At 63.7% G+C, this 26,295-nt stretch carries 19 protein-coding genes; 6 read left to right on the plus strand and 13 right to left on the minus strand.

The features are described from left to right. Nucleotides 1–47 precede the first annotated feature (47 nt). A complete protein-coding gene (locus tag CHB87_RS05200) occupies nucleotides 48–1,403 on the plus strand; it encodes a glycoside hydrolase family 28 protein (protein WP_245817823.1) in 1,356 nt (451 codons plus the stop codon). A 5-nt stretch (nucleotides 1,404–1,408) separates the two neighbouring features. Here the strand turns inward: CHB87_RS05200 and CHB87_RS05205 are convergent, their stop codons facing one another. The 3 genes from CHB87_RS05205 to CHB87_RS05215 are packed head-to-tail and all read right to left on the minus strand — an operon-like array spanning nucleotide 1,409 to nucleotide 5,004. Beyond that, nucleotides 1,409–1,840: a VOC family protein gene (locus CHB87_RS05205; protein ID WP_089407284.1), complete on the minus strand. Its 432-nt coding sequence runs from the start codon at nucleotides 1,838–1,840 to the stop codon at nucleotides 1,409–1,411. A 21-nt stretch (nucleotides 1,841–1,861) separates the two neighbouring features. Continuing rightward, nucleotides 1,862–3,337: an ATP-binding protein gene (locus tag CHB87_RS05210; protein ID WP_089407285.1), complete on the minus strand. Its 1,476-nt coding sequence runs from the start codon at nucleotides 3,335–3,337 to the stop codon at nucleotides 1,862–1,864. Between the two features lie 20 nt (nucleotides 3,338–3,357). Further along, nucleotides 3,358–5,004: a response regulator gene (locus tag CHB87_RS05215; RefSeq protein ID WP_089407286.1), complete on the minus strand. Its 1,647-nt coding sequence runs from the start codon at nucleotides 5,002–5,004 to the stop codon at nucleotides 3,358–3,360. Between the two features lie 220 nt (nucleotides 5,005–5,224). On the opposite strand from CHB87_RS05215, the gene CHB87_RS05220 reads away from it, so the two are divergent. Beyond that, nucleotides 5,225–5,881: a response regulator transcription factor gene (locus tag CHB87_RS05220; protein ID WP_089407287.1), complete on the plus strand. Its 657-nt coding sequence runs from the start codon at nucleotides 5,225–5,227 to the stop codon at nucleotides 5,879–5,881. Between the two features lie 141 nt (nucleotides 5,882–6,022). On the opposite strand, the gene CHB87_RS05225 is transcribed toward CHB87_RS05220, so the two are convergent. Next, on the minus strand, nucleotides 6,023–9,592 hold the full coding sequence (locus CHB87_RS05225) for a trifunctional glycoside hydrolase family 18/polysaccharide deacetylase/glycosyltransferase family 2 protein (RefSeq protein WP_089407288.1): 3,570 nt from the start codon (nucleotides 9,590–9,592) through the stop codon (nucleotides 6,023–6,025). A gap of 197 nt (nucleotides 9,593–9,789) precedes the next feature. Between CHB87_RS05225 and CHB87_RS05230 the strand changes: the two genes are divergently transcribed. Next, nucleotides 9,790–11,193, plus strand: coding sequence for an ArnT family glycosyltransferase (locus tag CHB87_RS05230; protein WP_089407289.1), 1,404 nt, complete (start codon nucleotides 9,790–9,792; stop codon nucleotides 11,191–11,193). Between the two features lie 28 nt (nucleotides 11,194–11,221). Here CHB87_RS05230 and CHB87_RS05235 read toward each other — a convergent pair whose 3' ends face one another. From CHB87_RS05235 to CHB87_RS05250, 3 genes are all read right to left on the minus strand, one after another. Beyond that, complete coding sequence (locus tag CHB87_RS05235) at nucleotides 11,222–12,226, minus strand: polyprenyl synthetase family protein (protein ID WP_089407290.1); 1,005 nt, start codon at nucleotides 12,224–12,226, stop codon at nucleotides 11,222–11,224. A 162-nt stretch (nucleotides 12,227–12,388) separates the two neighbouring features. Further along, a complete protein-coding gene (locus tag CHB87_RS05245; protein ID WP_089407292.1) occupies nucleotides 12,389–12,889 on the minus strand; it encodes a YajQ family cyclic di-GMP-binding protein in 501 nt (166 codons plus the stop codon). A 31-nt stretch (nucleotides 12,890–12,920) separates the two neighbouring features. After that, nucleotides 12,921–13,763 (minus strand): TatD family hydrolase, encoded by an 843-nt coding sequence (locus tag CHB87_RS05250; RefSeq protein WP_089407293.1) that lies wholly within the window; start codon nucleotides 13,761–13,763, stop codon nucleotides 12,921–12,923. Between the two features lie 67 nt (nucleotides 13,764–13,830). Between CHB87_RS05250 and CHB87_RS05255 the strand changes: the two genes are divergently transcribed. Together CHB87_RS05255 and CHB87_RS05260 are read left to right on the plus strand one after the other, a co-directional pair. Next, the gene (locus CHB87_RS05255; RefSeq protein ID WP_245817824.1) at nucleotides 13,831–14,187 is read left to right on the plus strand and encodes a cupin domain-containing protein; all 357 of its coding nucleotides are present in this window, start codon (nucleotides 13,831–13,833) and stop codon (nucleotides 14,185–14,187) included. A gap of 8 nt (nucleotides 14,188–14,195) precedes the next feature. Further along, entirely contained in the window at nucleotides 14,196–14,642 is a 447-nt protein-coding gene (locus CHB87_RS05260; RefSeq protein WP_089407294.1) for a cupin domain-containing protein, read from the plus strand. A gap of 55 nt (nucleotides 14,643–14,697) precedes the next feature. On the opposite strand, the gene metG is transcribed toward CHB87_RS05260, so the two are convergent. From metG to CHB87_RS05275, 3 genes are all read right to left on the minus strand, one after another. Then, a complete protein-coding gene (metG, locus tag CHB87_RS05265) occupies nucleotides 14,698–16,866 on the minus strand; it encodes a methionine--tRNA ligase (RefSeq protein ID WP_089407295.1) in 2,169 nt (722 codons plus the stop codon). A 157-nt stretch (nucleotides 16,867–17,023) separates the two neighbouring features. Continuing rightward, nucleotides 17,024–17,854: a FadR/GntR family transcriptional regulator gene (locus CHB87_RS05270; protein ID WP_245817825.1), complete on the minus strand. Its 831-nt coding sequence runs from the start codon at nucleotides 17,852–17,854 to the stop codon at nucleotides 17,024–17,026. Nucleotides 17,855–18,065: 211 nt separating this feature from the next. Beyond that, entirely contained in the window at nucleotides 18,066–19,415 is a 1,350-nt protein-coding gene (locus CHB87_RS05275; RefSeq protein ID WP_089407297.1) for an MFS transporter, read from the minus strand. Between the two features lie 393 nt (nucleotides 19,416–19,808). Here CHB87_RS05275 and CHB87_RS05280 point away from each other — a divergent pair, with 393 nt between their 5' ends. After that, the gene (locus CHB87_RS05280) at nucleotides 19,809–22,931 is read left to right on the plus strand and encodes an Ig-like domain repeat protein (protein ID WP_176441600.1); all 3,123 of its coding nucleotides are present in this window, start codon (nucleotides 19,809–19,811) and stop codon (nucleotides 22,929–22,931) included. Between the two features lie 88 nt (nucleotides 22,932–23,019). On the opposite strand, the gene CHB87_RS05285 is transcribed toward CHB87_RS05280, so the two are convergent. The 3 genes from CHB87_RS05285 to CHB87_RS05295 are packed head-to-tail and all read right to left on the minus strand — an operon-like array spanning nucleotide 23,020 to nucleotide 26,268. Continuing rightward, nucleotides 23,020–24,540 (minus strand): Do family serine endopeptidase, encoded by a 1,521-nt coding sequence (locus CHB87_RS05285; protein WP_089407299.1) that lies wholly within the window; start codon nucleotides 24,538–24,540, stop codon nucleotides 23,020–23,022. Nucleotides 24,541–24,571: 31 nt separating this feature from the next. Continuing rightward, a complete protein-coding gene (locus CHB87_RS05290) occupies nucleotides 24,572–25,870 on the minus strand; it encodes a M56 family metallopeptidase (protein ID WP_089407300.1) in 1,299 nt (432 codons plus the stop codon). After that, on the minus strand, nucleotides 25,867–26,268 hold the full coding sequence (locus tag CHB87_RS05295; protein WP_089407301.1) for a BlaI/MecI/CopY family transcriptional regulator: 402 nt from the start codon (nucleotides 26,266–26,268) through the stop codon (nucleotides 25,867–25,869). The genes CHB87_RS05290 and CHB87_RS05295 overlap by 4 nt, the downstream gene beginning before the upstream one ends. Nucleotides 26,269–26,295 lie beyond the last annotated feature (27 nt).

Genomic DNA, 26,295 nt, shown 5'->3' on the forward strand with positions numbered 1-26,295 from the left:
GCTCTGCGCTCTTTCTTTTATATTGGAAGTTATCGGTGAGGACAGATATGAAGACCGCGCTTCAAGTGTCGGCTGTGTTACTCCTTTGTTCGGGCGGCGCCTTGCCGGCGCAGGATACCCGCACGGTCTCCGAACCCAGGATCCCCAACGTATGCGTGAAGTTGGACGCGCGGCTGAAGGCGCCGCTCGAAGACGCGGACGAGTCGAAGCTCGATACGGACCGCATCCAGAAGGCGATGGATGGGTGTAAGCCGCACGAGGCCGTGGAGCTTGCATCCGGTGATGGCAAGAACGCGTTTTTGACCGGCCCGCTGGAACTGCGTCCCGGCGTCACCCTGCTCATCGACAAAGGTGCGACGCTCTTCGGCTCGCGCGACCCGAAAGTCTACGAGCTGGAGAGCGGGAGTTGCGGCATCATTACCAGCGATTCGAAGAAGGGCTGCAAGCCGCTGATTACGGCGAATCAGGCGTCGGGGTCGGGCATCATGGGCGATGGCGTCATCGATGGTCGCGGCGGCGCGAAGATGCTGGGCAAGAGCGAGAGTTGGTGGGGACTCGGTCACGACAAGAAGGACGAGGGCGGCAATCAGCAGGTTCCGCGTATGATCCAGACTGAAAAGTCCGACGACTTTACGCTCTACCGCATCACGCTGAAGAACTCGCCGAACTTCCACGTGTCGTACTCGCACGGTGACGGCTTCACCGTGTGGGGCGTCAAGATCGACACGCCCGAGAATGCGTCGAACACAGACGGCATCGACCCCGGCGGCTCGAAGAATATTACGATCACTCAGACCTACATCCGAGACGGCGACGACAACATCGCCATCAAAGGCGGCAACGGTCCCGCGACGAATATGACGATCGTGCATAACCACTTTTATTACGGTCACGGCATGTCGATCGGCAGCGAGACCAATGCTGGAGTTAGTAAGATCCTTGTAAAGGACTTATCGCTCGACGGCACGACCGCCGGGATTCGCATCAAGTCGAATCCTACCCGCGGCGGGTTAGTCGAGGATATTCGCTACGACGATATCTGCATCCGTAACTCGAAGAATCCAATTCAACTGGATACAAGTTACTTTCTGCCCGGCAAGGAGCAGAATGCGCTGCCCGTCTACCAGAATATTCTCCTGCACAACGTCCGCATCACGGGCGGTCGCACCATCTCGCTGCTGGGCTACGACCACACGCACCGGATTACGATTACCTTCGACGGCGTGTTGATCTTGGACAATCCAACGAGCTATAAGTTCGGCGCCAGGCATGCCGATATTATCCTCGGGCCGGGGCCGGTGAACTTCCAGATGACAGGCGAGGATTCACGCTCGGGCGGAAAACCCGGCGGCGGCAGTCTGCCTTCCTGCGCGGACAAGTTCGTGCCGTTTCCAACGGACTAGCGGGGCTACTTGGCGAAGATGAGGCTCATGTCGGCGAACGCCTTGAACTCGAGCGCATTGCCGGCTGGGTCGAGGAAGAACATCGTCGCCTGTTCGCCGACCTCACCCTTGAAGCGGATATAGGGCTCGATCACGAAGGCTGTATTTGCGGCTTGCAGGCGATCGGCCAGCGATTGCCACTGCTCCATCGTCAAAACGACCCCGAAGTGCGGGATCGGCACGTCATGCCCATCGACAGGATTGTGGTGTACGATCGCCGCGGCCCGCGGACGCAGGTGCGTGACGATCTGGTGTCCGAATAGATCGAAGTCGATCCACTGGGCGGAGCTGCGGCCCTCCGGACAGCCCAGCACCTCACCGTAAAAATGGCGCGCGGCTGCCAGGTCGTCGACCGGGAAGGCAAGGTGGAACGGCGTGATCTGCGGGGTGGCGGACATACCCCATCATACCGAATCGAACTATGCGCGATCGCTGGGCAGACGCACCACAAACTCCGTGTTGCCTGGCTCCGAGGTGAAGCGGATGACGCCGCCATACTGCTCTACGATGCGGTAGACGATTCCAAGCCCCAGACCCGTGCCCACGCCAACGGCCTTGGTCGTGTAGAACGGGTCGAAGATGTGCGGCTGGCTCTCCAGTGGAATGCCGCTGCCGTTATCCTTCACGCTGATGCAAAGGTCCAGGCTCGGCTTGCCGGTCGAGTCGTTGAAGACCTCGGACCAGGTTCGAACGGCGATGTGGCCATGCGCCCCCACAGCGTCGATGGCGTTGTCGAGCAGGTTTGTCCAGATCTGGTTCAGGCCCGAGCACTCGCTCTGGAGCGGGGGCAGTCCCGCGCCAAAGTCCTTTTCAAGTACGATCTCCTTCTCGCGCATCTTGTGCGCCAGAATGACCATCGTGGCGTGAATGCTGTCGTTGATATCGATCGTCTGGCGCTGCCCCTTGCCCTCGTAGGCGTATGATTTGACTGCCTTTACGAGATCGGTGACACGGCCGATGCTCTCCTCGATGGTGCCGACGAGCTGCTGGCTTGAAACCAGCGCTTCGAGCCAGCTCAAGGCGTCGGAGAAGATCTCGCCGGGAAAGCTCTGCCGGGCGCAGTCCAGCTCGTGCTCGTTCATGCCGACGGCGATCAACGTCGGCGCCAGCTTCCACGCATCTTCCACCTGCGCTGCTTCCATCCACTCGGCGAGCCGCTCTTCCGCGTCGCTTTGTTCGAGTGAGTTCATCCGGATGGGCTGCTTCACGGCAAGCGCGGCCGTCTGCAGCCCCATCATGCATTCCTTCTGCTCGCGCGACATATCCGCCTTGGTAAAACGGGCGGCAAGCTCGTGCATACGATTCAGGTTCTCCCGCAACTGCTGCGCGGCGCGACGTGCGGCGGCGCCGGGATTGTTCAGCTCGTGCATCAGTCCCGCGGCCATGATGCCGAGCGCGGCCATCTTCTCCTGCTGCAGCGTCACGTTCTGCATCTTCTGCATGCGCAGCGTCATGTTGCCCAGGATGGCGCGCCGGACCTGCGGGCAGAACGTCATCAGACCCCAGAACTGCTCCTCGTTCAATTGCATCAGGTGGCAGGGTTCAAGCGCGCGCACATTCGAGATGTTGGGGATGTTGGAAAGCAGCGGGAGTTCGCCAAAGGCATTGCCCTCGGTCACCACGGCCATGGGAATCTCTCGACCGTCCGGCATCAGTTGCGAGATACGCAGCGAGCCGCTCAGGAGAATCCAGAAAAAGCGCGCGGTCTCGCCCTGTTTTGCGAGCAGTTCGCCAGCCTCGATGCGCAGCTCCTCGGTCTCGTCGAGGCAGTGCAGCTCATCGTCCCTGAGCGCGGAGAGGATGGGCACCTTGCGCAACTGGTTGACGACCTCTGCGCTCAGGGTGTGGTGAGGCGCCGTTTCGACGGCGACGTTGCTGGGATTGAGTACGCTCATAAAATCTTCATCCGACTGCCTCATAGCGTGGCTAAATACTGATGCACGAACTGAATTGCGATGGAACCTTCGCCGACCGCCGAGGCGCAGCGTTTGACCGAACCGAAGCGCACATCGCCCGCGACGAAGATGCCGGGCACGCTTGTCTCCAGCAGGTACGGCTCGCGTTCGAGCTTCCACACGCCCGGAGCCTTGGCCTTCAGGTCCGCTCCGGCCAGGATGAACCCCTTGCCGTCACGCACGACGCCCGCAGGCATCCATTCTGTCTTCGGCGCCGCGCCGATAAAGATGAAGATGGAGGACGACTGCCGCACCTCGACGCCGCGCGGCGTCGACAGGGTGATGCACTCCAGGTGTTCGCGGCCGTCCAGCTTGGTGACCTCGGTGAAGGTCTCGACGACGATGTTCGGCGTGCCGGCAATCTGGTCGATCAGGTATTTCGACATGCTGCGCTCGAGCGATTCGCCGCGCACCAGCATGTGGACGCTGCGCGCATGCTTCGCGAAGTGCATCGCAGCCTGTCCGGCGGAGTTCGCGCCGCCGACGACGTAGATATCCTCATTCGCGCAGGAGTTCGCCTCGGTCAGGGCCGCGCCATAGAACAGGCCCTTGCCAGTGAACTCCTCCTCGCCCGGAATGCAGAGCTTGCAGTAGTCGACGCCGGTCGAGAGCAGGCAGACCTTGCTTGTGACCTCGCGGCCGTCGGACATGCGGACGATGTGGTAACCGTTTTCGGAGCGGATGGACTCCACACGCTGCATCAGAAACTCGACGCCCAGCCGCTGCGCCTGCAAAACGGAGCGCTTGGCGAGCTCGTCGCCGCTGAGGCCTTCGGGGAAGCCGAGGTAGTTTTCGATGCGCGAGCTGGAGCCGGCCTGTCCGCCGGGCGCGAAGGCGTCCACCAGCAGCGTCTTCAGGCCCTCGGAGGCGCCGTAGACCCCGGCGGCGAGGCCCGCGGGGCCCGCGCCGACCACGACCACGTCGTAGTACTCCTGCATGGCCTGCGTGCGCAGACCGACCTTATCGGCCAGCTCGCTGGTGGTCGGCTGAACGAGCGCGGTGCCGTCGCCGAAGAGCACGACCGGCAGTTTGGCGTCGTCGACGCCCTTGGTCTTCAGCACCTCGAGCGCTTCGGGCGTCTGCTCCGGGTTCAGCCATTTGAACGGTATCCGGTTGCGCGACAGGAAGTTACGCACGTCGTGATCGCCCGCGGCCCAGCGTACGCTGACGACCTGGATACCGTCGTACGGCGCCTTGTAGCCGGAGTTCCAGGCCTGCAGCAGGTCGTCGAGGACAGGGTAGAGTTTCTCCTCGGGCGGATCCCAGGGCTTGTTCAGGTAGTAGTGGATCTTCGCCGAGTTGATGGCGCGGATAGCCGCCTCGGTGTCGGCGTAGGCGGTCAGCAGGACGCGCTTCGCGTCGGGATAGAGCGCGATCGCCTGCTGCAGAAAGTCGACGCCCGTCATTCCGGGCATGCGCTGGTCCGACAGGAAGAGGGCAACCGTCTCGTTGCGCTCCTTCAGTTGCCGGCAGATATCCAGCGCGGCGGCGCCGGAGGCTGCGCGTACGATGCGGTAGGTTTGGCCGTATTTGCGGCGCAGATCCTGAACAACGGCCTCAAGCACGCTGATGTCGTCGTCGACCGCCAGTAGAATTGGTTTCGCCATGACTCCAGAATAAGCCCTTCGAGCAGGTCTGTGTTTACACAGCGGCCCGGCATTTTTGATTCAAACGCTGTGCGAAAGGTGCAACAAAATCCTCTACCACGAAGGTGCTACGCTCCAAACGTGATGTACGGATTGCAGACACCCTTGCGTACCGGGGCAAGGTCGCCGATGAACGGATTGCGGCGGCGAAACAAGCCCATGACGCAGGAGACCGACTACTATGAACCGAATCATTCTCGCAGACGACCAGGCCATCTTTCGCGCAGGCGCAGCCCGCGTGCTCGCCCTTGAAGACGACATGCGCATCATCGCCCAGTGTGAGGATGGCGGCCGCCTGCCGTCGACGGTCGAAACCTTCCGCGGCTCCCTCGTCCTCTTCGGCTCCGGCCTGACCGGCGACAAAGACGCCCTGCTGAAGACCATCGCATCCGCCGGCAGCCGCGCCATCATGATCGCAGAGAACAAGGAAGAGATCTCGCCGGCCATGGCCGCCGGTCTGCACGGTCTGGTCACACGCGCCGTCAGCGGCCAGGATCTGGTCGACTGCGTGCGCAAGGTCGCCCGCGGCCAGCGTTCGCTGCAGCGGTCGAACGTGAACGAGATGGCCGCGCAGGATCATGTCGGCGCCCGCGTCCGCGACCGCCTGACGCCGAAGGAGATGCAGATCGTCGCACTGATCGTCCAGGGTTGCAAGAACAAGGACATCGCCAATCAGCTCAGCACGAAGGAGCAGGTGATCAAGAACTACCTGCGCAGCATCTACGACAAGACCGGCGTCTCCGACCGCCTGGAGCTGGCGCTCTTCACGCTCCATCACCGCATCCTCGCCGAGGCCGCCGCCAAGGCCGGCACGCTGATCCAGATGAAGACGGCGTAACTACTTGAAGCAGAAGGGAATGGAAAGCCCAGACGTGGAAGCAACTCCTCTGCGAGGATGACAGACACGGAAAGCGGCTGCAAAGGCAAAAGGGCAAAGACTGCAACCACAGTCTTTGCCCTTTACTTTTCGGCGGTTCAGTTACCCGATCATCTTCTCCGTAGCCTTCGACATCTGCGCCGTCCGCTCCAGCTTGTCCCAGTTGAAGGGCTTGCCGTCGATGGCGCGCTTCAGCGTCTTGAAGAGCACCACCGAAAACACCTGGCGGTAGGTGAAGCGCTGAATCCAGATGTGGAAGAGCAGCCAGTAGTCGCCCTTGCTCGCCGGGTGCTTGCGTTCGAGCGCGAATGCAAGCGCCGAGGCGGCGAAGTCGATGGCAAGAAACGCGAAGAAGAAGCTGAGCAGCTTGTACAGGCTGTCCGCCGACGCCGCCTCCGGGTGGAAGTGTTTGTCGATGAAGTAGTGGATCACGCCGAAGACGAACATCAGGTCGATGAACGGCGAGACCAGCGGCAGCATGATCTGGAAGATCAGGATATTCGGCAGCGCGAAGAGGCCCATGGCGCGGTGTTTTGCGATCGCGCCGCGATGTTTGAAGATCGCCTGCAGAATGCCGAACGACCAGCGGAAGCGCTGGCGCATCAGGCCATCGGCGTTGACCGGCGCCTCGGTGAAGGCAAGCGCCTGGTCCTCGTAGATGACCGAGTAGCCCTGTTCGAGCAGGTTCATCGTCAGGTCGGCGTCCTCGGCGACGGTATTCGAGTGGTAGCCGCCGCCCTCGCGCACGGGCTTGGTCCGCCATGCGCCGATAGCGCCCGGCACGACCATCACAACGTCGAAGAGATCCAGCGCGCGCCGTTCGAAGTTCTGGCTCGTGATGTACTCGAGCGCCTGCCAGCGCGTCCACAGGTTCACGCGGTTGCCGACCTTGGCGTTACCCGCAACGGCGCCGATCTGCGGGTTCGCGAAGTGGGGAACCAGCCGCGTGATGGCGTCGTGCGCGATCACGCCGTCGGCGTCGATGCCGACGTATATCTCCTCGTCCATGTGTTCGAGGGCGAAGTTGAGCGCGTCGGCCTTGCCGCCGTTTGGCTTGGTCAGCACGGTCAGGCGGCCGGAGGCGATCTCCGCCGGGTACGCGTCGATGGCCGTCTGGTACGTCTTGTCGGACGAGCCGTCGTCGATCACGATCACGCGGATATTCTTGTAGTTCGACATCATCACCGAACGGATCGTCCGCGCGATGACGAGCTCCTCGTTGTACGCCGGCACCAGCACGGCGACGCGCGGGTTGTAGTCCGGCCCCGCGAAGTTCTTGCGCTTGCGGATGCGGTCGATGGTGGCGAAGAGCCCAATGATGATCAGGCGTCCGCTCATCAGGATGTCGCCGATGTAGAAGATGTAAATGACGGCGTGGTTGAAGAAGCCGAAGAAGAAGAACGCGATGGAGTCCGCGATCGCGAGCCAGCGCTGACGCACCGTCAGCGGCGGCATCACCTCGTCGCGCGTCTTGCCGACGAGCTCCGACACCGGCACGATCTCGTATCCCTTTGCCCGCAGCGCATTGATGAGCACGGGCAGAGCGTTCAGCGTGGGCTGGCGGTCGCCGCCGCCGTCGTGCATCAGGATGATGGAGCCGCGGCGATCCGGATGCGCCTCCATGTCGGCGATCTGCTGGAAGACCGCGTCGGTAATCTCCTTCGGCGACTTCTTCGGGTGCTCGTCCCAGTCGTTGGTGTCGATCTTGTTGCCGATGATGACGTAGCCGAGTCCCTGGATGCGGTCCACCGGCGCGGCCTGGTCGTTCGTGTCCGGCTCCTGGTCGATCGAGTAGGGCGGCCGGAAATACAGCGGCTGCACGCCTAGCTTCGACGCGAAGAGCCGCTCGGTGAGGTTCAGTTGCAGGTCCACCTGAGTGTTCGAGATTTCGCTGATGTCCGGGTGGGTGAAGGTATGGTTGCCGATCTCGTGGCCTTCACGATAGACCCGCTGCATCACGCCGACGTTGTCCTGCGCCTCTTCGCCGATCATGAAGAAGGTGCCCTTGACATTGTATTTCTTCAGAATGTCGAGGATCTTCGGTGTCCAAACGGCGTCCGGCCCGTCGTCGAAGGTGATGGCGACCTTCTTCGGGCTATAGCCGTACTGCTGCACCGTGTAGACGCGCGGGTAGGTGACCATCTTCTCGCTGGTCACCATCTTGTAGTAGATCGGGACGGCGTCGTCGTCGTCCATGGTCAGCGTACGCTTGCCGGACTGCGGCTTCTGGATGACGCGCAGCACATCGCCGTCGCCTTCGGTATCGACGTCGTAGCCCGGTTCGACCTCGGCCAGCACCTTCGCTGGATCGGAGTGTGTAGGCGAGTCCCAGATCTTCCACAGGGAATCGTCCTCAGAGCCGAGACGCCACATCGCGATGGTCTGCAGACCAAGCGAGCGCGCCGCGCGCATCTCGTTAACCGCCGTGACGGCGTCCAGAAACCAGACCTGGTGCCGAACGTGCTGGTTGTCGTCGTCATAGGCGAAGTGCGCGTTCATCGAGTCGGGATCGAGCTGAATCTCGGCGCCGGCGTCCGACGCGGCCTGCCAGGCGTCCTGCGTGGTGACGTTCTGCGCGGTGATGACCGTGCTCGGCTCGGGCGCCGGGACTGGCGCCGGCTTGCCGCCGCGATGCGTCGTGGTGATTGCCTTCGGCAGCGCCGGAATGCTCATCGTCCAGTCGTAGCCATAGCTGCCGATGGAGCAGATGATCTTTTCCTTGGGGACGACCTTTAGCACGGCCTGCAGGTTGTCGATGAACCAGTCCTGGCTTGCGATGGGGCCGGGTGCGCTCAGGCTCTGGTGCTCGTCGTAGTTCATGATGACGAGGCCGTCGGAGTTTTGCGCCATGTAGGCGAGGTTGTAATCCGGGTCGGCGACCGGAGTGTTGATGTAGAGCTTGAGCTTGTGCGCCTGGAAGTAGCTGTAAAGCGCGCCGATCAGCGCCTGGTAGCCGGGCTGCGCCTCGACCGGAATCTCCTCCAGGTCGAGCGTCAGGCCGCGATAGGACGGGTTTGCGCCCAGGAACCGGGCAACCTGCTGCACGAAACGCGCGCGGGCCTCGTCATCCTGCAGGAACGCGCCGATGGTGTCCGTGTAGGTCGCCTTGATCGGGTCGTAGTTATTGACCAGAGGAAAGATTTCCGTGTCCACATGCGCCGCGGCGATGGCGCGCGCCACCTTATTCTCGACATCGACGGGATGAACGGTGTTGTCGACCACCTGAAACGCGCGATTATCGATCGTATAAGAGGTCAGGCTGCCGTCGGCCTTCGTGACATGCAGCCACTCGGGAAAGAGCAGGTCGATCTGCTTGATGTGCTGCTTCAGCGAGGAGTAGCTCGCCGGGTCCCACTCCACGTAGTAAGCCGCGCGCAGACCTTCGCCCGAGTTGAGCGTCACCTGCGAGGGCTTCAACTGTGTCTTGCGATGCGCTGAGAGCGCGGGCTTCTGACCCGGCTTCAGTACCGGTTTAATGGTCAGCGGGGTCGCGAGCGCATGATAGTTGCGCTTCTGGCCGACCAGCGGCAGGTCCGGCAGCGGCTTCATGCGCAGCAGGCCGATAATGAACACCGTGCCCACGATCAGCCCGGCCATGGCGAGTACATCGAAGATGCGACGAAGCCGCTTCCAGCGTTTGCGTTGCGGATCGTAAAAGACTTGTTTGTTCATTCGAAGGGTCGGCCGCCTGACAGGTGAGATGCCAAGTAGTCCTAACAGGCATCGTATGGAGTCGTCCGGCTGGAGTCAACGCGGATAACCGGTCCCAATCGCCTCACATAGGCTGATGACGTTGCGGGGCGCCGCCGGTCGTTGAAAAGCGGCTGGGGCTGGATTGCGCCGCCGGACCAAGTATCATCTCAAGAGAGATGACCGAAACTGCTTCCCGACGCGCGCGTGTGTGGTGGGTGATCGCGCTGCCGCTGGCGGTGGGATTGCTGCTGCGGATATGGTTCGTCTTCCACGCCGCGCGTGTGGCGGGCGACGCACTCATCTACGGCGACATCGCCAAGAATCTACTGCAACATGGCGTCTATGGCTTCACCCGGATGGTGAATGGCGTGGCCGCCGCGCCGCGTCCGACGCTCATCCGGCTGCCTGGCTACCCGCTCTTCATGGCTCTCTGCTTCAAACTCTTCGGTATCGACCGCTACGTCGCGGTGATGCTGGTTCAGGTCTTTATCGACCTTGGGACATGCCTGATCGTCGCCGCCTTGGCACGCCGGCTCTTTGGCGAACGCGCCGGTCTGGCCGCGCTCTGGCTCGCCTGCATCTGCCCGTTCACCGCCGTGTACGTCGCCGTGCCGCTTACGGAGACGCTCTCGCTCGCCTGCATCGCGGCCGCCTTCTACGCGCTCGAACGCTGGCAGGCTGCCGGCGCCGGATTGAACCGCTGGATGGTTGCCATTGCGGCCGCGCTGGCCTACGCGATCCTGCTGCGGCCGGAGCAGGGAATGCTCGCGGCGGCGGTCGTCCCGGCGATGCTCTGGATCGCCTTCGCGCCAGGTTTCTCAGTGCGGCGCGGCCTGCCGGTGCTGGCGGCCTCGTTTCTGACGCTGCTGCCGCTCGCGCCCTGGGCGATCCGTAACGAACGCACCTTCCACCTCTTTCAACCGCTGGCGCCGCGGTTCGCGACCGATCCCGGCGAGGCGGTGCCGCTGGGCTTCCAGCGCTGGTATCGCACGTGGGCGGTCGACTTCGCCTCCACCGAGCAGGTCTACTGGAACTACGACGGCGGTCCGATCAACATCGCCGACCTGCCCGACCGAGCCTTCGACTCGAACGAGCAGTACGAACAGACCGCCGCGCTGCTCGAGGACTACAACCGCACCTCGACCCAGAGCAAGGCCTTCGACGCCCGCTTCGACGCCATCGCCACCGACCGCATCCACGTGGACCCACTCCGTTATTACCTGGCCTTGCCGGTCGCGCGCGTGCTGAACATGGTGGTGCGCCCACGCACGGAGCTGCTCGAGATTCCGCTGGAGTGGTGGAAGTACCGGAGTTGGCCGCGCAAGACCGCGCTCGCCGCAGGCTGGGGCTTTATCAACCTCGTCTACCTCGCGCTGGCCGGCGCCGGTTTCTACCGCTGGAGACGCCGCTGGGATGGCATGCAGGCGTTAGCCTGGTCGATGCTCGCGACCATCCTGCTCCGCTGCGCACTGCTGCTGACGCTCGACAACTCCGAGCCGCGCTACACGCTGGAGTTCTACCCCGTGCTGCTGGTATTCGCGGCGGCGCTGTGGCGCGACCGGACGGCGGAAGAGAAGTAGGTCTTTGCGGCTGAAAAGGGAAGTCGCCTTAGCGGTCGCGACTGGTGACGAAGCCGGGAACCCACATCAGGGCGCGGCGAGCGTCCGAGGCCGGAAGCTCCGCGATCGACTGGCGCGCCGCCTCGGCGTAGGCGCAGGCCGTATCCATGGCGTAGTCGATCGAGCCGTGCCTGTGCAGAATCTCGAGGATCTGCGGATGCGAGACGCGCTGGAAGCTGCGATCGGCCAGCACCGTGCGAATCTGTTCGCGTTCAGCCCCCGTGCCGCGTTCGAGCGCGTGGATGACGGCGAGCGTCGCCTTGCCTTCGCGCAGATCGCTCGCAACCGGCTTGCCCAGCACCTCTTCGGTCGCGGTCAGATCCAGCACGTCGTCGACGATCTGGAACGCCAGCCCGAGGTTGCGACCGTACTCGCCAAGCTGCGAGTCGAAGGCATACTCGCCGTTCTCACCCGCTTGCGAGGAGACGACCGCGCCAAGCTGCATAGACACCTGAAACAGGCATGCGGTCTTCCGGTAGATCAGGTCGAAGTACTCCTCCTCGTTGATGAGGTGACCGAGCTTCTGAATCTGAAGCAGTTCACCCTCGACCATCTGCTGCGTCAACGAGATGAGCAGGTCGAGCACGCGGAAGTTCCGCTCTTCAAGCGCTGTCTGAAACGACTGCATGTAGAGCCAGTCGCCCGCGAGCACGCACTTCGAGTTGCCCCACTTCGTGTTCGAGGAAGGCCGTCCGCGGCGGCTGTCCGCCTCGTCGATGATGTCGTCGTGGACCAGCGTCGCGGTGTGCAGCATCTCGACCACCGCGCCCAGCCGGATGCGCGAGTGACTCTCGCACCCCAGCGCCTTGGCCGATAGCAGCAGCAGCAACGGACGGATGCGCTTGCCGCCGCCCGCGATCAGGTAGCTCGCAATATCGGTGATCACCTCAACCGGCGAGGCCGACTGGCGGGTAAACTCGCGCTCGATGGCGGCGAGGTCGTCGCGTAACAGGTCGAAGACCTCTTTTGCGGTCGCGATGGAGATCGTGCTCACTCTTATTGAGAGTACCAGTGTTGCAACTTGGGTGCAGCAGGAGGCTGTCGAAAACCGTGCCACCGAAAAAAAGCAGGCTTACGGAAGTGGGGCGAAAAACAGGAGCAAAATCGAATTTCCTTCGGGAATGACAACCAAAAGGAAGGACAAACCAAAGAGGAGCTAGTTCGAGCGGAAGTTGGTGAACTGAATCTCCACCCCGAAGTCGCCGCCGCGCAGCTTGGCCATCACCTGCTGCAGAATGTCGCGATCCTTCGAGACGATGCGCACCGTATCGCCCTGAATGCTGGCGTTGGCCTTCAGCTTGGAGTCTTTGACGACCGCCACGATCTTCTTCGCCGCCTCGGACGCGATGCCCTGCTTCAGCTTGATCTTCTGGCGGACGGAGGAGTTCGAGGCCGGCTCGATCTTCTCGTACTCCAGGTTCTTCAGCGAGACGCCGCGCTTGACCAGCTTCTGCGAAAGAATCTCGATCACCGCCTTCAGGGTGTACTCGTCCTGGCTTGCCAGTTGGATCGTCTCGTCGCCCTCAAGCTCCATCTTGGACTTGGTGTTCTTCAGGTCGAAGCGTGCGTTGACCTCTTTGCCGGCCTGGTCGAGGGCGTTCTTTACCTCTTGAATCTCTACCTTGCTCACTACGTCGAAGCTGTTATCGGCTGCCATGTTCGTTTCCTTTGTGTTGCGTCGAAGTCCATTATGACAGGGTTGGAGCGCCCGCGGTGCTGGGGAAAAGCCGCTGGAAGTTCTTTGTCGTCCGTATGGCAATCTCTGCCGGTGAGATGCCGCGCAGACCCGCGAGGAAGGCCGCGGTATGCGCGACGTTGGCCGGCTCATTCTGCTGGCCGCGCAGCGGGATCGGCGTCAGGAAGGGCGCGTCCGTCTCGACCAGGATGCGGTCCGCCGGGGCCGTCGCCGCGACCTGTTGAATGACCGTCGACTTCGGATAGGTCAGGTTTCCGGCAAAGGACAGGTAGAAGTTCGCCGCGAGCGATCGCTCCGCCTGTTCGGCATTGCCGGAGAAGCAGTGCATCACGCCTGGCAGCCCGGCCGGCGTCCAGTGCTCGGCGATCAGCGCCAGCAAATCCTCCCATGCGTCGGCCGAGCCGTATTTCTCTTTCGCCTCGGGCTTCGCCAACTCGCTCGTTCGGCAGTGGATCAGGATCGGCTTGCCCGCCGCCGCCGCGATCTTCATCTGCGCGACGAAGGCTGCCTGCTGGGTCGGAATGTCCGGATTGTCGAAGTGGTAGTAGTCCAGCCCGATCTCGCCGATGGCGATGCACTTCGGCTGGCTCGCGAGTTCGGCCAGCTTCGCCAGATGCTCGGGCGTGGCCTGATGGGCCTCCTGCGGATGAACGCCCACGCTCGCGAAGACGCCTTCGGTCGCGTCGGCGATCTCGAGCGCGCGGTGCATCGTCTCTGGCCCGTCGCCGATGCCGATGGCGAGGATCGTCCCGACGCCCGCCGCCTTCGCGTTCGCCACTACCGTGGGAATGTCTTCGTAGAAGTCGAGGTGAGCGTGAGAATCGGTAAGGAGCATCTGCTCCAGATTACAGCGGTTGGCGGCGCGGGGTACAATTCCGGGCGTGAGTCTCGACGATAAGCTCGTGTTGGATGCTACGAAGGTCTACCCGTTCGAGAGCTTGCCGGTGAAGCGGACGGCCACCGGCGGCGAGGGACGCGATGTGCTACACGGCGTCACGGCGACGGGCGAGGCGATCGCGCTGCACGAATCCATGCTGCCGCCGGGCGCGCCGCCGAACCCGGCGCACCGCATCGCGCACTCCGAGGTCATCATGATCCAGCAGGGGACGGTCGAGCTGACGCACGACGGCGTCACCGAGATGGCCGGACCGGGCGGCGTGCTCTTCGTCGCGCTGGGGACGCTGCACCAGATGCGCAACACAGGACCGACGCCGGCACGATACTTCGTGCTGGCGATCGGCGGGGATGTAAAGCCTTAGGAGGGCAAATGCAGGAGATGAACAGGCGGGATATGCTGGCGATGGCCGCGGCGTTTGCGGCGCTGGGCGGGTTGGCCGAGGCGCAGGTGGGGCCGGATGGCAAGCTGTCGCAGACCACGGTCTTCGACTTCGGCAAGCTGCCCGTGAAGACCAACGCAACGGGCGGAGCGAGCCGCGCGGTGCTCTCTGGAACGCTGCCGACGGGCGAGTTTCTGGAGGTCCATGAGACCATGCTGCCGCCCGGACAGATGCCGCACCCCGCGCACAAACATCGCCACTCCGAGATGATGCTCATCCGCGAGGGGCAGCTTGAGTTTTACGCCGAGGACAAGGTGCTACCGCTGGGGCCGGGCGGCGTGGCCTTCGCCGGGTCGAACCACATGCATGGCCTGAAGAACGTGGGCCAGACCCCCGCAAACTACTTCGTCGTCGCCATTGGGGTGCAGGAGAAATAAAGCCCGGCCCCCCACGATCGGCGGAACGCGCGCGACGCCGATCGTGGGGCACGTACTATTTGAGCCGTGAACCCAGCGCGATCTCATCCCCACAGGTTGCGAGCGCCGGTTTCCCGTGATCGCCTTCGCTCGCGGCAAGCAGCATCCCGTGCGACTCGAGCCCACGCATCTTGCGCGGGGCCAGGTTGGTGATGACGACGATGCGCCGCCCGACCAGCTCCTCCGGCGTGTAGTACTCGGCGATGCCGGAGAGGATCTGCCGCTTCTCGTAGCCCAGATCGACCTCCAGGCGCAGCAGCTTGTCGGCCTTGGGGATGCGCTCGGCGACGAGGATCTGCGCGACGCGCAGGTCGATCTTGGCGAAGTCGTCGATGGTGATCTGCGGGCTGGTGTTCTCGGCAACCGTCGACGGCACGGCCTCGCGCTCGGTGGTAACGGCTGCCGATCCGGCGACGAGGGCTCCGGGGTTCGGCTCGGCGAGCGATGCGGTGCGCGGAGCAGCGTCGGGCGCAGGGCCGTCGCCCATGGGGGTCTCGTTCAAGGACTTGGGTGCGTGCTGGTATTCAACGTCGGTCATGATCTGGATGAGTCCTTTGTCGGCTCGGGGGAAGATGGGGGAGAGCGGGCCTAGCTTGGTGCCGGGCTTTAGGCCTCCCCATTGCAGGTTCTTGAGTTCGCCAGATTTGGCGGCGGCTTCGATGTCGCCCAGGCCTAGCTGGGCCCAGACTGTGGCGGTGGCGTAAGGAAGAACGGGGTAGAGGAGAGCGGTAATGATGCGGATAGATTCAGCAGCTGCGTAGAGAGTGCTCTCCAAGTCCGTAGAATTTCCGTCAGAGGCCATTTTCCAAGGAGCGCGCTTAGTAATAAACCCATCGGCTGACCCGATGAATCTGAAAATGTATGCCGTCAACCTCTCGAACTCGATTGCCTCGTGAAGCCCATCAATACTCACAGTAGTAATAAGTGCGTTTTGTACGAGTTGGTGTAAATCTGCATGGGCAAGATTTATCGATTCCGAATTATCTCTCTCCGGCACATCTGGGATGGTGCTATCGAGATATTTTTGAATCATCGCGAGCGTGCGGCTGACCAGATTCCCATACCCATTCGCCAGATCAGCGTTGTATCGCGTAATCATCGCCTCAAAGCTGAAGCTGCCATCCTGCCCGTACGGAATCTCGCGGAGCAGGTGATAGCGCAGCACGTCCGATGCAAAGAGGTCCTGCTCGGCCTTGGGTAGATCAGGTTTAAGACTGCCGAAGGCGTCGAGGATCGTCTCGGTGCGGACGACATTGCCCTTGCTCTTGGACATCTTGCTGTTGTCGAAGAGCAGCCAGCCGTTGGCAGTAATCTGCTTCGGCGTGGGTAACCCTGCGGCCATCAGGAACGCAGGCCAATAAACGCAGTGGAAGCGCGTGATCTCCTTGCCGACGAGGTGGAGGTCGGCGGGCCAATAGCGTTCGAACATCGCGACATCTTCGGGCGTGTCCGAGCCGTAGCCTACGGCGCTCATGTAGTTCGTCAGCGCGTCCAGCCAGACGTAGATGACGTGCTTTTCCTTGCTGGCGCTGGCCGCGGGCTCGGGCACCGGAATACCCCAGGAGAAGCTGCTGCGCGAGACGCTCAGGTCCTTCAGGCCGCCGCGCAGGAAGCTGAGAACCTCGTTGCGCGCGGCGTCCGGCGTGATGACGAGCTGGTTCGATTCGATCAGGTCAATGACCGGCTGCTGGAAGGCGGAGAGCTTGAAGAAGAAGTTCTCCTCCGTCACCTGTTCGAGCAGCCGCCCGCAGTCGGGGCAGGGCGTGCCTACGGGCAGGTCGACGAAGGCCTCGTCCGAGACGCAGTAGGCGCCGGTGTAGCTGTCGAGGTAGATGTGGCCGCGCTCGTACAGCGTGGCGAAGAGCTTCTGCGCGCCGCGTTTGTGTTTTTCGTCGGTCGTGCGGATGTACTGGTCGTAGGTCAGGCCCATCCGCTGCCAGAGCGAGCGGAACTGCTCGGAGACCTGGTCCGTAAACTGCTGCGGCGGTACTCCTGCCGCAAGCGCGGAACGTTCGATCTTCTGGCCGTGCTCGTCCGTGCCGGTCAGGAAGTACGTGTCGTCACCCACCAGGCGGTGGCGGCGCGCGATGACGTCGGCGACGATGGTCGTGTAGGCGTGGCCGATGTGCGGACGCGCGTTGACGTAGTAGATCGGAGTGGTGAGGTAGAACTTGGGTTTCGACATGCTGGCTAGCCCAGTTTAGCAGGGCGGGAGGGCGCGCCGCCTTGTCGCAATAGGCCAAAACAAGCAAAAGCGAAATACGGGGGTCCTTCGCTTCGCTCAGGATGACGGGCATTTTGGGTGGCCCGATCCATCCTGAGCGAGCTGTATCCCTGCAAAGCTAGGATTCGTCGACCGCCGTGCCGACAGAGCTATCCGGATGCGCGGCCTGAGCTGCCGCAGCGGCCGAGTGCGGCAGCGGTACGACTCCGGCGGCGGCGGTTGCGGCCTCGACGATCTCCGGGGTGTCGTCTTCGCTGGCCTGCGCCATGCGGGCGAGGTTCAGGTGACGCTCCATCGCCTGTCGCGCTCCGGCGGGGTTCTTCGACCGAATCGCGCGGTAGATCTCGCGGTGCATCTCGGCCGACTCCTTCAGATCGACCGAATGGTCGACCGTCATGCGCCGGGTGTCGTAGAGGTTCGCCGTGATGGTCTCCATCAGCGCGCCGAGGATGGGGTTGCCGGCCGCGCGGGCGATCGTGCGGTGGAAGCGCACGTCGTGGATGAGGTACTCCTGCGGGTCGGTCAGCGAGGCGTACATCTCGGCAACCTCTTCGGCCAGCTCGGCGATGTGCTCGCCCGTGGCGCGTTCGGCGGCGAGCGACGCGATGTTGGCCTCGAGCACCAGGCGCGCCTCGAACATCTGCCAGGGCATGAAGCCGTGCAGCGCGCCGAGCACCGACAGAGAGCTCGAATCGAGCGCCGGCGGTCCGTTGGCGACGAAGGTGCCCGCGCCGTGGCGGCTCTTCAGCACGCCCATGGCGGCGAGAAATCCGATGCCAGCCCGGAGCGAGGAGCGGCTGATCTTCAACTTCTTGGCGAGCTCGCGCTCGGGCGGAAGCCGGTCGCCGGGACGCAGCTCTCCGCTGGCGACGAGACCACGCACGTGGTCGACCACCTGCATCGTCAACTGGCTATGTCCGGCGGATGTTTCAGTGTTCTCGATCTTCACGTGGGGTCGGCTGCTCCGATGGGATTTGAGGAAGATTACCACGTAGGCGCAATGGTTGGCGAAGCCGCCTGGAACGCCGTTACAGCGTTGTCTATTTGCCGCGTTTTCGCCGCTGCGCCATGGAGCCGATAAGTGGACAACCGAAAAAACGCTCACGACCGGCATTTGGTACAGCCAATCGTGAGCGTCTTCGAAGCGATCCGCCGATTCTCTACGCCGCCTTGCGCGAGACGCCGATGTGTGGAACCAGCAGTTGGAAGACCGCCAGCGCCACCACGTATGCGCCGGCGGCCATCGAGAAGACCAGCAACTGATGCAGCGAGAGGTTGCGCTTGACGATCCAGGTAAAGGCCGCTCCGCCCACCGCGCCGGCCGCTCCGCCGACGCCGACCACGGTCGAGACCGCGGTCGAGGGGAACATGTCGCCCGGCGTCGAAAAGAGGTTCGCCGACCAGCCCTGGTGCGCGGCTGCGGCGAGCGCGATCAGCAACGTCGCGGGCCATGCGTTCGTCGCGAAGATGGTGCTCATGTGCGGTACGAAGATGACCGGCATCACGCAGAGCGCCATCACCAGCATGGCGATCTTGCGTCCCGCGTTCACCGACCGCCCGTTAGCCATCAGGCTGCCAGAAAGCGAGCCGCCGGCGATGGAGCCGACCGACGAGATGACGTAGACGGTCAGCAGGTAGGGGTAGGCCTGTTTGAGCGTGAGGTTATAGTTCCGGTTGAGGAACTGAGGCAGATAGAAGAGATAGAACCACCACACGCCATCCGTCAGAGCCTTACCGAGGGCAAAGGCATAGAGGCCGGGCCGTTGCAGGAGAGCCGAAAGCGGGATTGCGCCGCCGCTCTCTGCCGCCTCGGCAAAGTCTGCCGCGAGGTTGGCCTGGGTCTGGGTGGAGGCGCCGCGCAGGCGGTTGTACGGGAACAGCGTCCATAGGACGAGCCACGCCATGCCCATCGAGCCGGTGGCGATGAACGCCGCCTGCCAGCCCCACTTTGCCGAGACGAAGGCGACCAGCGGCGGCGCGACCAGCGCGGAGGCGTTCGAGCCGGAGTTGAACAAGCCGACAGCCTTGGCGCGCTCGCGGGTGGGGAACCACTCGCTGACAGCTTTGAGCGCGGCCGGGAAGTTGCCGGATTCGCCCAGTCCGAGGAAGATGCGCGCGACACAGAAGCCCGCCACGGAGGTCACTACCGAGTGGCTCATCGACGCGAGACCCCAGATGAGGATCGCGAGCGCGTAGCCGACCTTGGTCCCGAGCTTGTCGATAACGCGGCCGGCGACGATGAAGCCCACGCCGTACGCGATCTGGAAGAACATGATCACGGTGCCGAAGTTATCGTCGAAGACCGGCTGGTGGAACTTGTCGGCGGCGTGATTCCAGCCCATGAACGCCACGTCGTGCAGCAGCGGCTCGACATAGCCGAAGACGTTGCGGTCCATGTAGTTGATGGTCGTGGCGAGGAAGAGCAGACCGCAGACGATCCAGCGCACGTTCGAGGCAGAGCTATCGGTGGTGAAACCGGAGCCAGGGGCGCTGGCGGTGTTGGTCGACATAAAGGTAACGGGCTCCCGCTGCAACGATGGTCTGACCATTGTGCGCGTTGGATGGTTCTGGTTCAGAAATTTTTTCAAGAAGTAGCTACTGCTAGAGAGGATAGCTGTTCGCAGCCATGAACTGTCAAGCGCGACCCGAGAACGAAGGTTGCAGGCGAGGGCAGGAAGGGGAGTGATCGGACCAATTCTGAGATTCGTCGCCGGTTTTGCTTGACAGGTGTGAAATGGACCGCGAACAATGGCCGGGTTCCAGATGATCGCTCCTGAGAAGCCGTGAAATTGTCGGGTGATTCGGCGACAGAGCTCTAACGGGGCGGTCCGCAGGACCGAATCTTGGGGAACGACTGGTCCATCCATTTGAAGTGGTTTTGCAGATACAGGGAGATGTGGGCAATGCGGGCAGGTTGGGTTCGGATATGGCTGGCGGCGATGACGGTGATGGGTTCGGCGTACGGGTTGGCGCAGGATACGCGTACGGTGACCGAACCGGTGCTGCCGGCGGTGTGTACGGTGCTGAGCTCGCAGATGGCCATCGTGGCCGGACAGCCGGCGTCGGAGACGGCCTTCGACACGTCGCGGATTCAGGCGGCGCTGACGGCCTGCGGCTCGGGCAAGGCCGTGGAGCTGGCGTCCTCGGGCACGAACTACGCGTTTCTGATCCAGCCGCTGACGATTCCGAGCGGCGTCTCGCTGATCGTCGACGGCGGCGTGACGGTCTTTGCCTCGCGCAACCCGGCGGACTACCAGACGACCTCGACCGAGCTGTGTGGAAGCTACGGCGCCTCCGGCAACGGCTGCAACAACCTGCTGAACTTCGTCAAGAATGAGACCGGCTCAGGCATCTACGGGTATGGCGTGATCGACGGACGCGGCGGCTCGACGATGCTCAAGAATGGCGTCGACTCCGGCGTGAGCTGGTGGACGAACGCCGATCAGGCGAATACGGCGGGGCAGTCGCAGGACAACTTCATCCTCATGAAGCCGTCGAACGCGAACAGCATGGTTCTATACAAGATCACGCTGCGCAACTCGCCGATGTTCCACGTCGGCTGGTCCGGGACGGGTTTCACCGCATGGGGCGTCAAGATTCAGGCGCCGTTCACCGCGCACAATACGGACGGCATCGATCCGGATGGCGCGAACATCACGATCACCAACAGCTCGATCTCGGATGGCGACGACAATATCGCCGTCGGCGCCAGCTCCGCGGCCTCGGGCATCACGATCCAGAATGTGACGACCTATAGCGGGCACGGCGTGTCGGTGGGCAGCTACACGCAGGGCGGGCTGACGAACATGCTGGTCGACCACGTGAACATGGCCGGCACCGGCGCGGACGGTAACGCCACCGGCATCCGTCTGAAGTCGTCGCAGGACCGCGGCGGCCTGGTGCAGAACGTGACCTATCAAAATATGTGCCTCAAGGACATGCGGCACATCCTGCAGTTCACGCCGTTCTACAACACCAACGCCGGCACGCTCATTCCGCAGTTCAAGAATATCGTCATGCAGAATGTCCACTTCCTGACGCCCACGTCCGGATCGTATGCGTATCTGGTGCAGATTCAAGGACATGACGCAAACTACCCGATGACGCTGACGATGAACAATGTAGTCTTCGACTCGCTGCTGGCGACGAATGTGACCCCCACGTCCGAGTACGTGAACATCACGCTCGCGGGGAATGTCTATCCGGCGTTTCTGCAGTCGCTGCCGGGAACGGGCGTGACCTACACGGGAACGGCGACCTCGACCGCGACCGGTGGCGCGTTCTCCTGCCCGACGACCGTCTTTCCGTACGTGGTCGGCGAGCTGTATCTTTCGACCGCGACGGCGACGAGCCTGCAGACCGTGTCGGCCACGGCTCCCGCAACGGTCACGCTGAACGCCATGGTGCAACCCTCCATGTCGCAGACGACCTTCAACGGAACGGTGGGCAACTACACCGGCGCCGCGGCGCTGAGCCAGCCGGTCAACTTCCTCGAAGGTTCGAACATCGTGGGAACGGGAACGCTCGGCGCGAATGGAACACTCGCCAGCCTGACCCTGACGGGGGTCACCGCCGGAACCCACACCTACACGGCTCAGTATCCGGGCGATACGAACTACGCCGCGCTGAGCTTCGGCTCCGTCGTCGTTACGGTCAGTCCGGCCCCGGCCGTCGCTACAACCACCACGCTGACGGCGACCGGCGCCGGTGGCGTATACGGCGGCAGCACCATCCTGACGGCGAACGTCGCACCGGTATCGGGCACGAACGTTCCGACCGGGCAGGTGCAGTTTCTCGACGGCTCGACCGTCGTGGCGACCGCGACGCTGGCCTCCGGTTCGGCCAGCACGACACAGGTCTTCGGCGGCGGCAGCCACAGCATCACGGCCAGCTACCTGGGCGATACGAACGACCTGGTCTCCACCAGCACAGCGAAGAGCTTCACCGTCACGACCGCGACGGCTGGCGTCGCCCTGACTGCCGCGCCTACGTCGGTCAGCTATGGATCGTCCACCGTGCTGAGCGCGCAGTTGACCGGGGTCTCGTCGGGTTCGACGCCGACCGGAACCGTCACGTTTTATGACGGAAGCACGAACGCCGGGACAGGCACGGTGAGCACGAGCGGACTGGCGACCCTCACCATTAAACCGGCGACCGTTGGCAGTCATAGTTACACCGCCAACTACGGTGGCGATGCAAACTACGCCACCGCCACGAGCACTGCAGTCACGGTCTCGGTGACGGCGGCGACCACCACCGCGCTTACGATCGCGCCTGCGACAACCTACGTCGGCGGGCCCGCGGTCTTGACCGCAACGGTCGCTGCGGCGAGCGGCGTGCCGGCGGGTACGGTCACCTTCGCGAACGCCGCAGGCACGCTCGGCATGGGGACGCTGAACGCCAGCGGCGTGGCGACGCTGACCTTGACCGAGACAGCCGCCGGCGCCCAGCAGGTCACTGCGTCCTACGCCGCCAATGGCGCGTATCTGGCATCGGCGAGCGCCTCCGGAACCCTGACCGTGGTCGCGCCGATCGTCCTGTCGGCCAGCCCGGCCACGACCTCGCTCGCGGCGGGCGGGTCCACGACGGTGACCTTCACCGCGTCCCCTGCCGGTGGATTCACCGGTGCGGTGTCCTTTACCTGTGCTTCGCCGGTCAGCTATGTGACCTGCGTCCTCGGATCGTCCACGCAGACGGTGAGCGGCACGGCCTCGGTTCAGACCGTCGCCACGATCCAGATCGCCTCCTCCGTCGCCGCTGTTTCGCAGCCCACCCGCGCGTGGTACGCCCTGCTTGCGCCTCTGGGACTGCTGGCGTTGGCTGGACGCCGGCGCGGGCTGCGTCTGCTTGCGTTGCTGCTCGTGCTTGGAGGATTGGCCGGCGGGCTGAGTGGCTGCGGCGGCGCGTCGAGCTCCTCAGGGTCGACGGTCAATCTGCCTCCCGCCGGCACGCAGAATGTTACGTTGACGGCGGTGGCGGCTGGGTCTTCCACCACCGCTTCCGTTGCGGTGACGGTGACGAACTGAACGACGACAGCGGATTCCCTTCGGGAATGACAGGCAAGACAAAGCCGCCCTCCGATCGATGGAGGGCGGCGTTGTTTGGAGGCGAGCATCAGCCGTTCTGGCTGGGGTGGACCAGGCGGTAGCTGGCGTTACCGCGCGACCAGACCAGCAGCAGCAGGTCCTTACCGGCGGGAACGGAGCGGACCTGGCTGACGAAGTCCTGTGCGGAGCCTGTCGGCTTGCGGTTGACCTCCAGAATGACGTCGCCCTGGGCCAGACCGGCGTCCTCGGCCGGGCTCTCGGGACGGACGTTCTCGATGGCCACGCCCTGCACCTTCTCCGGCAGTTGGAGCTGCTGACGCACATCCGGCGTCAGGTTGGCGACGGCGAGGCCGAGTTTGCCGGGCTTCTGCTCGGGGCTGGCGTCGTTGCCGGCGACCTCATCGGCGTCCTTTTTATACTCGCCGACGGTGACGTTCAGCGTCTCGGGCTTGCCGTCGCGCAGAATGCCGAGCGTCAGCTTCGAGCCCGGAATCGTCTGGCTGACGGCGAGCTGCAGCGCGCTGCCGTTGACCATCGTGCGGCCGTTGAGGGTGCGAATGACGTCGCCGCTCTTCAGGCCGGCGCGAGCCGCGGGTGCGTCCGGCGTGACCTGCGCGGCGATCGCGCCGGTGGCGTCCGACAGGTTGAAGAACTGCGCATTGTCCGGCGTCACATCGTTCAGGCTGACGCCGAGGTAGCCGTGATGGACCGCGCCGGTCTTGATGATCTGGTCGGTCGTCGCCTTGGCGACCTGCGCCGGAATGGCGAAGCCCGCGCCGGCGAACGAGCCGCTGTTCGAGATGATGAAGGTGTTGATGCCGATCAGTTCGCCGTGCGCGTTGACCAGCGCGCCGCCAGAGTTGCCGGGGTTGATGGCCGCGTCGGTCTGGATGAATCCGCCGGGCTTGCGTGCGTCGTCGGAGTACGGATTCGGACGGTTGACGGCGCTGACGATGCCGCGCGTAACCGAGAACTGGAAGTAGCCGAACGGGCTGCCGAAGGCGAGCACGGTCTGGCCGGGCTTCAACTGCGTGGAGTCGCCCCACGGAATGCTGGGCAGGTTCTTCGCGTCGACCTTGATGACGGCGAGGTCGGTGAGCTTGTCCGCGCCGATCAGCTTACCGGTGAGAATGCGGCGGTCGTTCAGGGTGACCTTGATCTGTGTCGCGCCCTCGATCACGTGGTTATTGGTCACGATGTAGCCGTCGGGCGAGATGATGATGCCGGAGCCGATGCCGTGCTCGACCTTCGGCTGCTGACGCTGGCCGCCCTGGGGCATCATCGGGCCGAAGAACTGCGAGAAGCCGGGCGGGAGCTGCGGCATCTGCTGCTGGGCCTCTTCGTCCGACCCGCGCGAGGTGACGGCGACGTTGACGACGGCCGGCGTGACGCGGGCGGCGACGTTCTCAACCGCCTGGTCGAGCGCGGTGAGGGAAGAGATGCTCTGGTCGTCGAGCGCGCCGCTGGCCGCGTGGACCGAGTTACCGTGGAAGAGGATGGCGCCGCCGAGGACGAGGGTGGCGAAGATGCCGGTGGAGGCAATGGTCTTGGTTGCGTTAGATACTAATGAATTAGTTTCACGAGACATGGTGAGACCTCATTGGTGTTGGTTTGTGGGACTAAAGTTGGATGATCAGCCAGCCGCCCGGAGTAGGCACGGCTGCATAGGAGCGAAAACTTGTCGTCTGGATGACGGTGAAGACCACGCGCGGCTCGGGCTGGGCGCTCGGAAGCTGCTCGTCCGGCGTCTGGTCGAGCGAGGTGAGCGTCAGGCGCGGCTGCGGGATCGACCGTCTCGCGGCGATGCGGTGAACTGCGTGCCCGGCAGGCTGAAAATCGTTTTTGCGGATGCGCGCAGTTATTTTTCTAGCTGCGAGCGGCTCCGGCATCACAGCCTTCAGCACGGTTGCGTGGGGTTCGGCGGCGGTGTCGAAGCGCACCGGCTGGTATCCGGCCGAGGGCAGTTCCACCGCTGCGGTGGTCGCTGCGACAGGCTCGGCGAAGCTGACGAGCTGGGGCGCGCGCGACAGAACGCCGGCTCCGCCGATCAGGACGGCGAATAGACCGGTCGCCAGTGCGGCCGACGGGCGGCGTCCGCCGGCAGTCGTCGCGCGCAGAATGGCGTGGACGCGGGTGGCAAGCTCGGACCGCCGCTCCCATGCGCCGAGCGCGAGTGAGAACCGGCTCCGGACAAGTCCCTGTTCGGCGAGATTGACCAGCGTGGAGGCGTAAGCGCGGGGCGCGTTCGTGACGCGCAGAACGCCGTCGTCGCAGGCCAGTTCGCGCTCGAGGCAGAGGCGCCGCTCCACCCAAAGCAGGGCCGGATTCAAAGGGAAGAAGACCAGTCCGAGCTTCTGCAGCAGGTTCACCCAGTCGTCGCGGCGGCGCAGATGCTGCATCTCGTGCAGGACGATCTGGTCCAGCTCGTCGCGGCTGATGCGGGCGAAGAGCGAGGTTGGGATAAGGATGCGCGGCGAGAAGAATCCCAGAACGCTGGGGCGCGCGACGTCGCTGGAGGTGCAAAGAACAGCCGTGCGCGCGGTTCCGGCTGCGGTGCAGGCGGGCCAATCCGCAACCGGTGTGGCGCTGCGGGCGATCCTGCGCAGGTGCGCCGCGCCGACCGCAAACTGGACGAGCCGCAATGCGGAGAGAGCGATCCAGAGGCTGGCGATGGCCGTGCTCCACCACGGCGCGAGGTGCAGAGCCGGGCTGTGCGCGCTCGCCGTTGCGTGTTGCGTCGCGGGCAAGAACGGCAAAAGCGCGAAGATTGCGAGGGCGGCGGTCCATAGCGCGTAGCGGGTGGCGGCGCTGGCGCGAGGGGTCAACCGCAGGGCGAGTCCGAGCGCGACAGTCAGCAGCGCGGTCTGCCAGGTCGAGGCGACGAAGGCGTTGGCGAGAGTATGGCTGAAGAGGTTCATTCGGCAGCCTCCGCAGGGTCGGCCGGCGCCTTGGCGATGGCCTGACGCAGGCGTTCCAATTCCTCGGCGGTGATCTCTTCGTCGCCGATCAGAGTCAGGAGCAGGCGTTCGCGCGAGTTGCCGAAGAAACGCTGCAGCACATGGCGCACCTCCGAGCGGCTAGCCTCATGCTCGGCGACCGTGGGCAGGTAGAGGAACGCGCGGCCAACCTGCCGGTGCTGCACATAGCCTTTCTTTTCAAGGATGCGGATGGTCGTCAAGACCGAGGTATAGGCGAGTCCCTGACCGGCGGGCAGCGCGTCCACCAGCTCCTGAACGGCGGATTCGCCGCGTTGCCAGAGGATGTTCATCAGCCTCAGCTCGGCTTCGGTCAGCGTGATGGATTTCCGTGGCGGCATCGTCCCTCTGGCGGTTTGGACGTTGGT

The sequence above is a fragment of the Granulicella rosea genome, from assembly GCF_900188085.1.
GTDB classification, from domain to species: Bacteria; Acidobacteriota; Terriglobia; order Terriglobales; family Acidobacteriaceae; genus Edaphobacter; species Edaphobacter rosea.

Excerpts from the sequence above, each read along its gene's own strand:
- CHB87_RS05220 (WP_089407287.1), top strand. The coding sequence starts at position 5,225 with ATGAACCGAATCATTCTCGCAGACGACCAGGCCATCTTTCGCGCAGGC.
- CHB87_RS05200 (WP_245817823.1), top strand. The coding sequence starts at position 48 with ATGAAGACCGCGCTTCAAGTGTCGGCTGTGTTACTCCTTTGTTCGGGC.
- CHB87_RS05210 (WP_089407285.1), bottom strand. The coding sequence starts at position 3,337 with ATGAGCGTACTCAATCCCAGCAACGTCGCCGTCGAAACGGCGCCTCAC.
- CHB87_RS05285 (WP_089407299.1), bottom strand. The coding sequence starts at position 24,540 with ATGTCTCGTGAAACTAATTCATTAGTATCTAACGCAACCAAGACCATT.
- metG (WP_089407295.1), bottom strand. The coding sequence starts at position 16,866 with ATGTCGAAACCCAAGTTCTACCTCACCACTCCGATCTACTACGTCAAC.
- CHB87_RS05280 (WP_176441600.1), top strand. The coding sequence starts at position 19,809 with ATGCGGGCAGGTTGGGTTCGGATATGGCTGGCGGCGATGACGGTGATG.
- CHB87_RS05290 (WP_089407300.1), bottom strand. The coding sequence starts at position 25,870 with ATGAACCTCTTCAGCCATACTCTCGCCAACGCCTTCGTCGCCTCGACC.
- CHB87_RS05245 (WP_089407292.1), bottom strand. The coding sequence starts at position 12,889 with ATGGCAGCCGATAACAGCTTCGACGTAGTGAGCAAGGTAGAGATTCAA.
- CHB87_RS05205 (WP_089407284.1), bottom strand. The coding sequence starts at position 1,840 with ATGTCCGCCACCCCGCAGATCACGCCGTTCCACCTTGCCTTCCCGGTC.
- CHB87_RS05215 (WP_089407286.1), bottom strand. The coding sequence starts at position 5,004 with ATGGCGAAACCAATTCTACTGGCGGTCGACGACGACATCAGCGTGCTT.
- CHB87_RS05260 (WP_089407294.1), top strand. The coding sequence starts at position 14,196 with ATGCAGGAGATGAACAGGCGGGATATGCTGGCGATGGCCGCGGCGTTT.
- CHB87_RS05275 (WP_089407297.1), bottom strand. The coding sequence starts at position 19,415 with ATGTCGACCAACACCGCCAGCGCCCCTGGCTCCGGTTTCACCACCGAT.
- CHB87_RS05225 (WP_089407288.1), bottom strand. The coding sequence starts at position 9,592 with ATGAACAAACAAGTCTTTTACGATCCGCAACGCAAACGCTGGAAGCGG.
- CHB87_RS05230 (WP_089407289.1), top strand. The coding sequence starts at position 9,790 with ATGACCGAAACTGCTTCCCGACGCGCGCGTGTGTGGTGGGTGATCGCG.
- CHB87_RS05250 (WP_089407293.1), bottom strand. The coding sequence starts at position 13,763 with ATGCTCCTTACCGATTCTCACGCTCACCTCGACTTCTACGAAGACATT.
- CHB87_RS05295 (WP_089407301.1), bottom strand. The coding sequence starts at position 26,268 with ATGCCGCCACGGAAATCCATCACGCTGACCGAAGCCGAGCTGAGGCTG.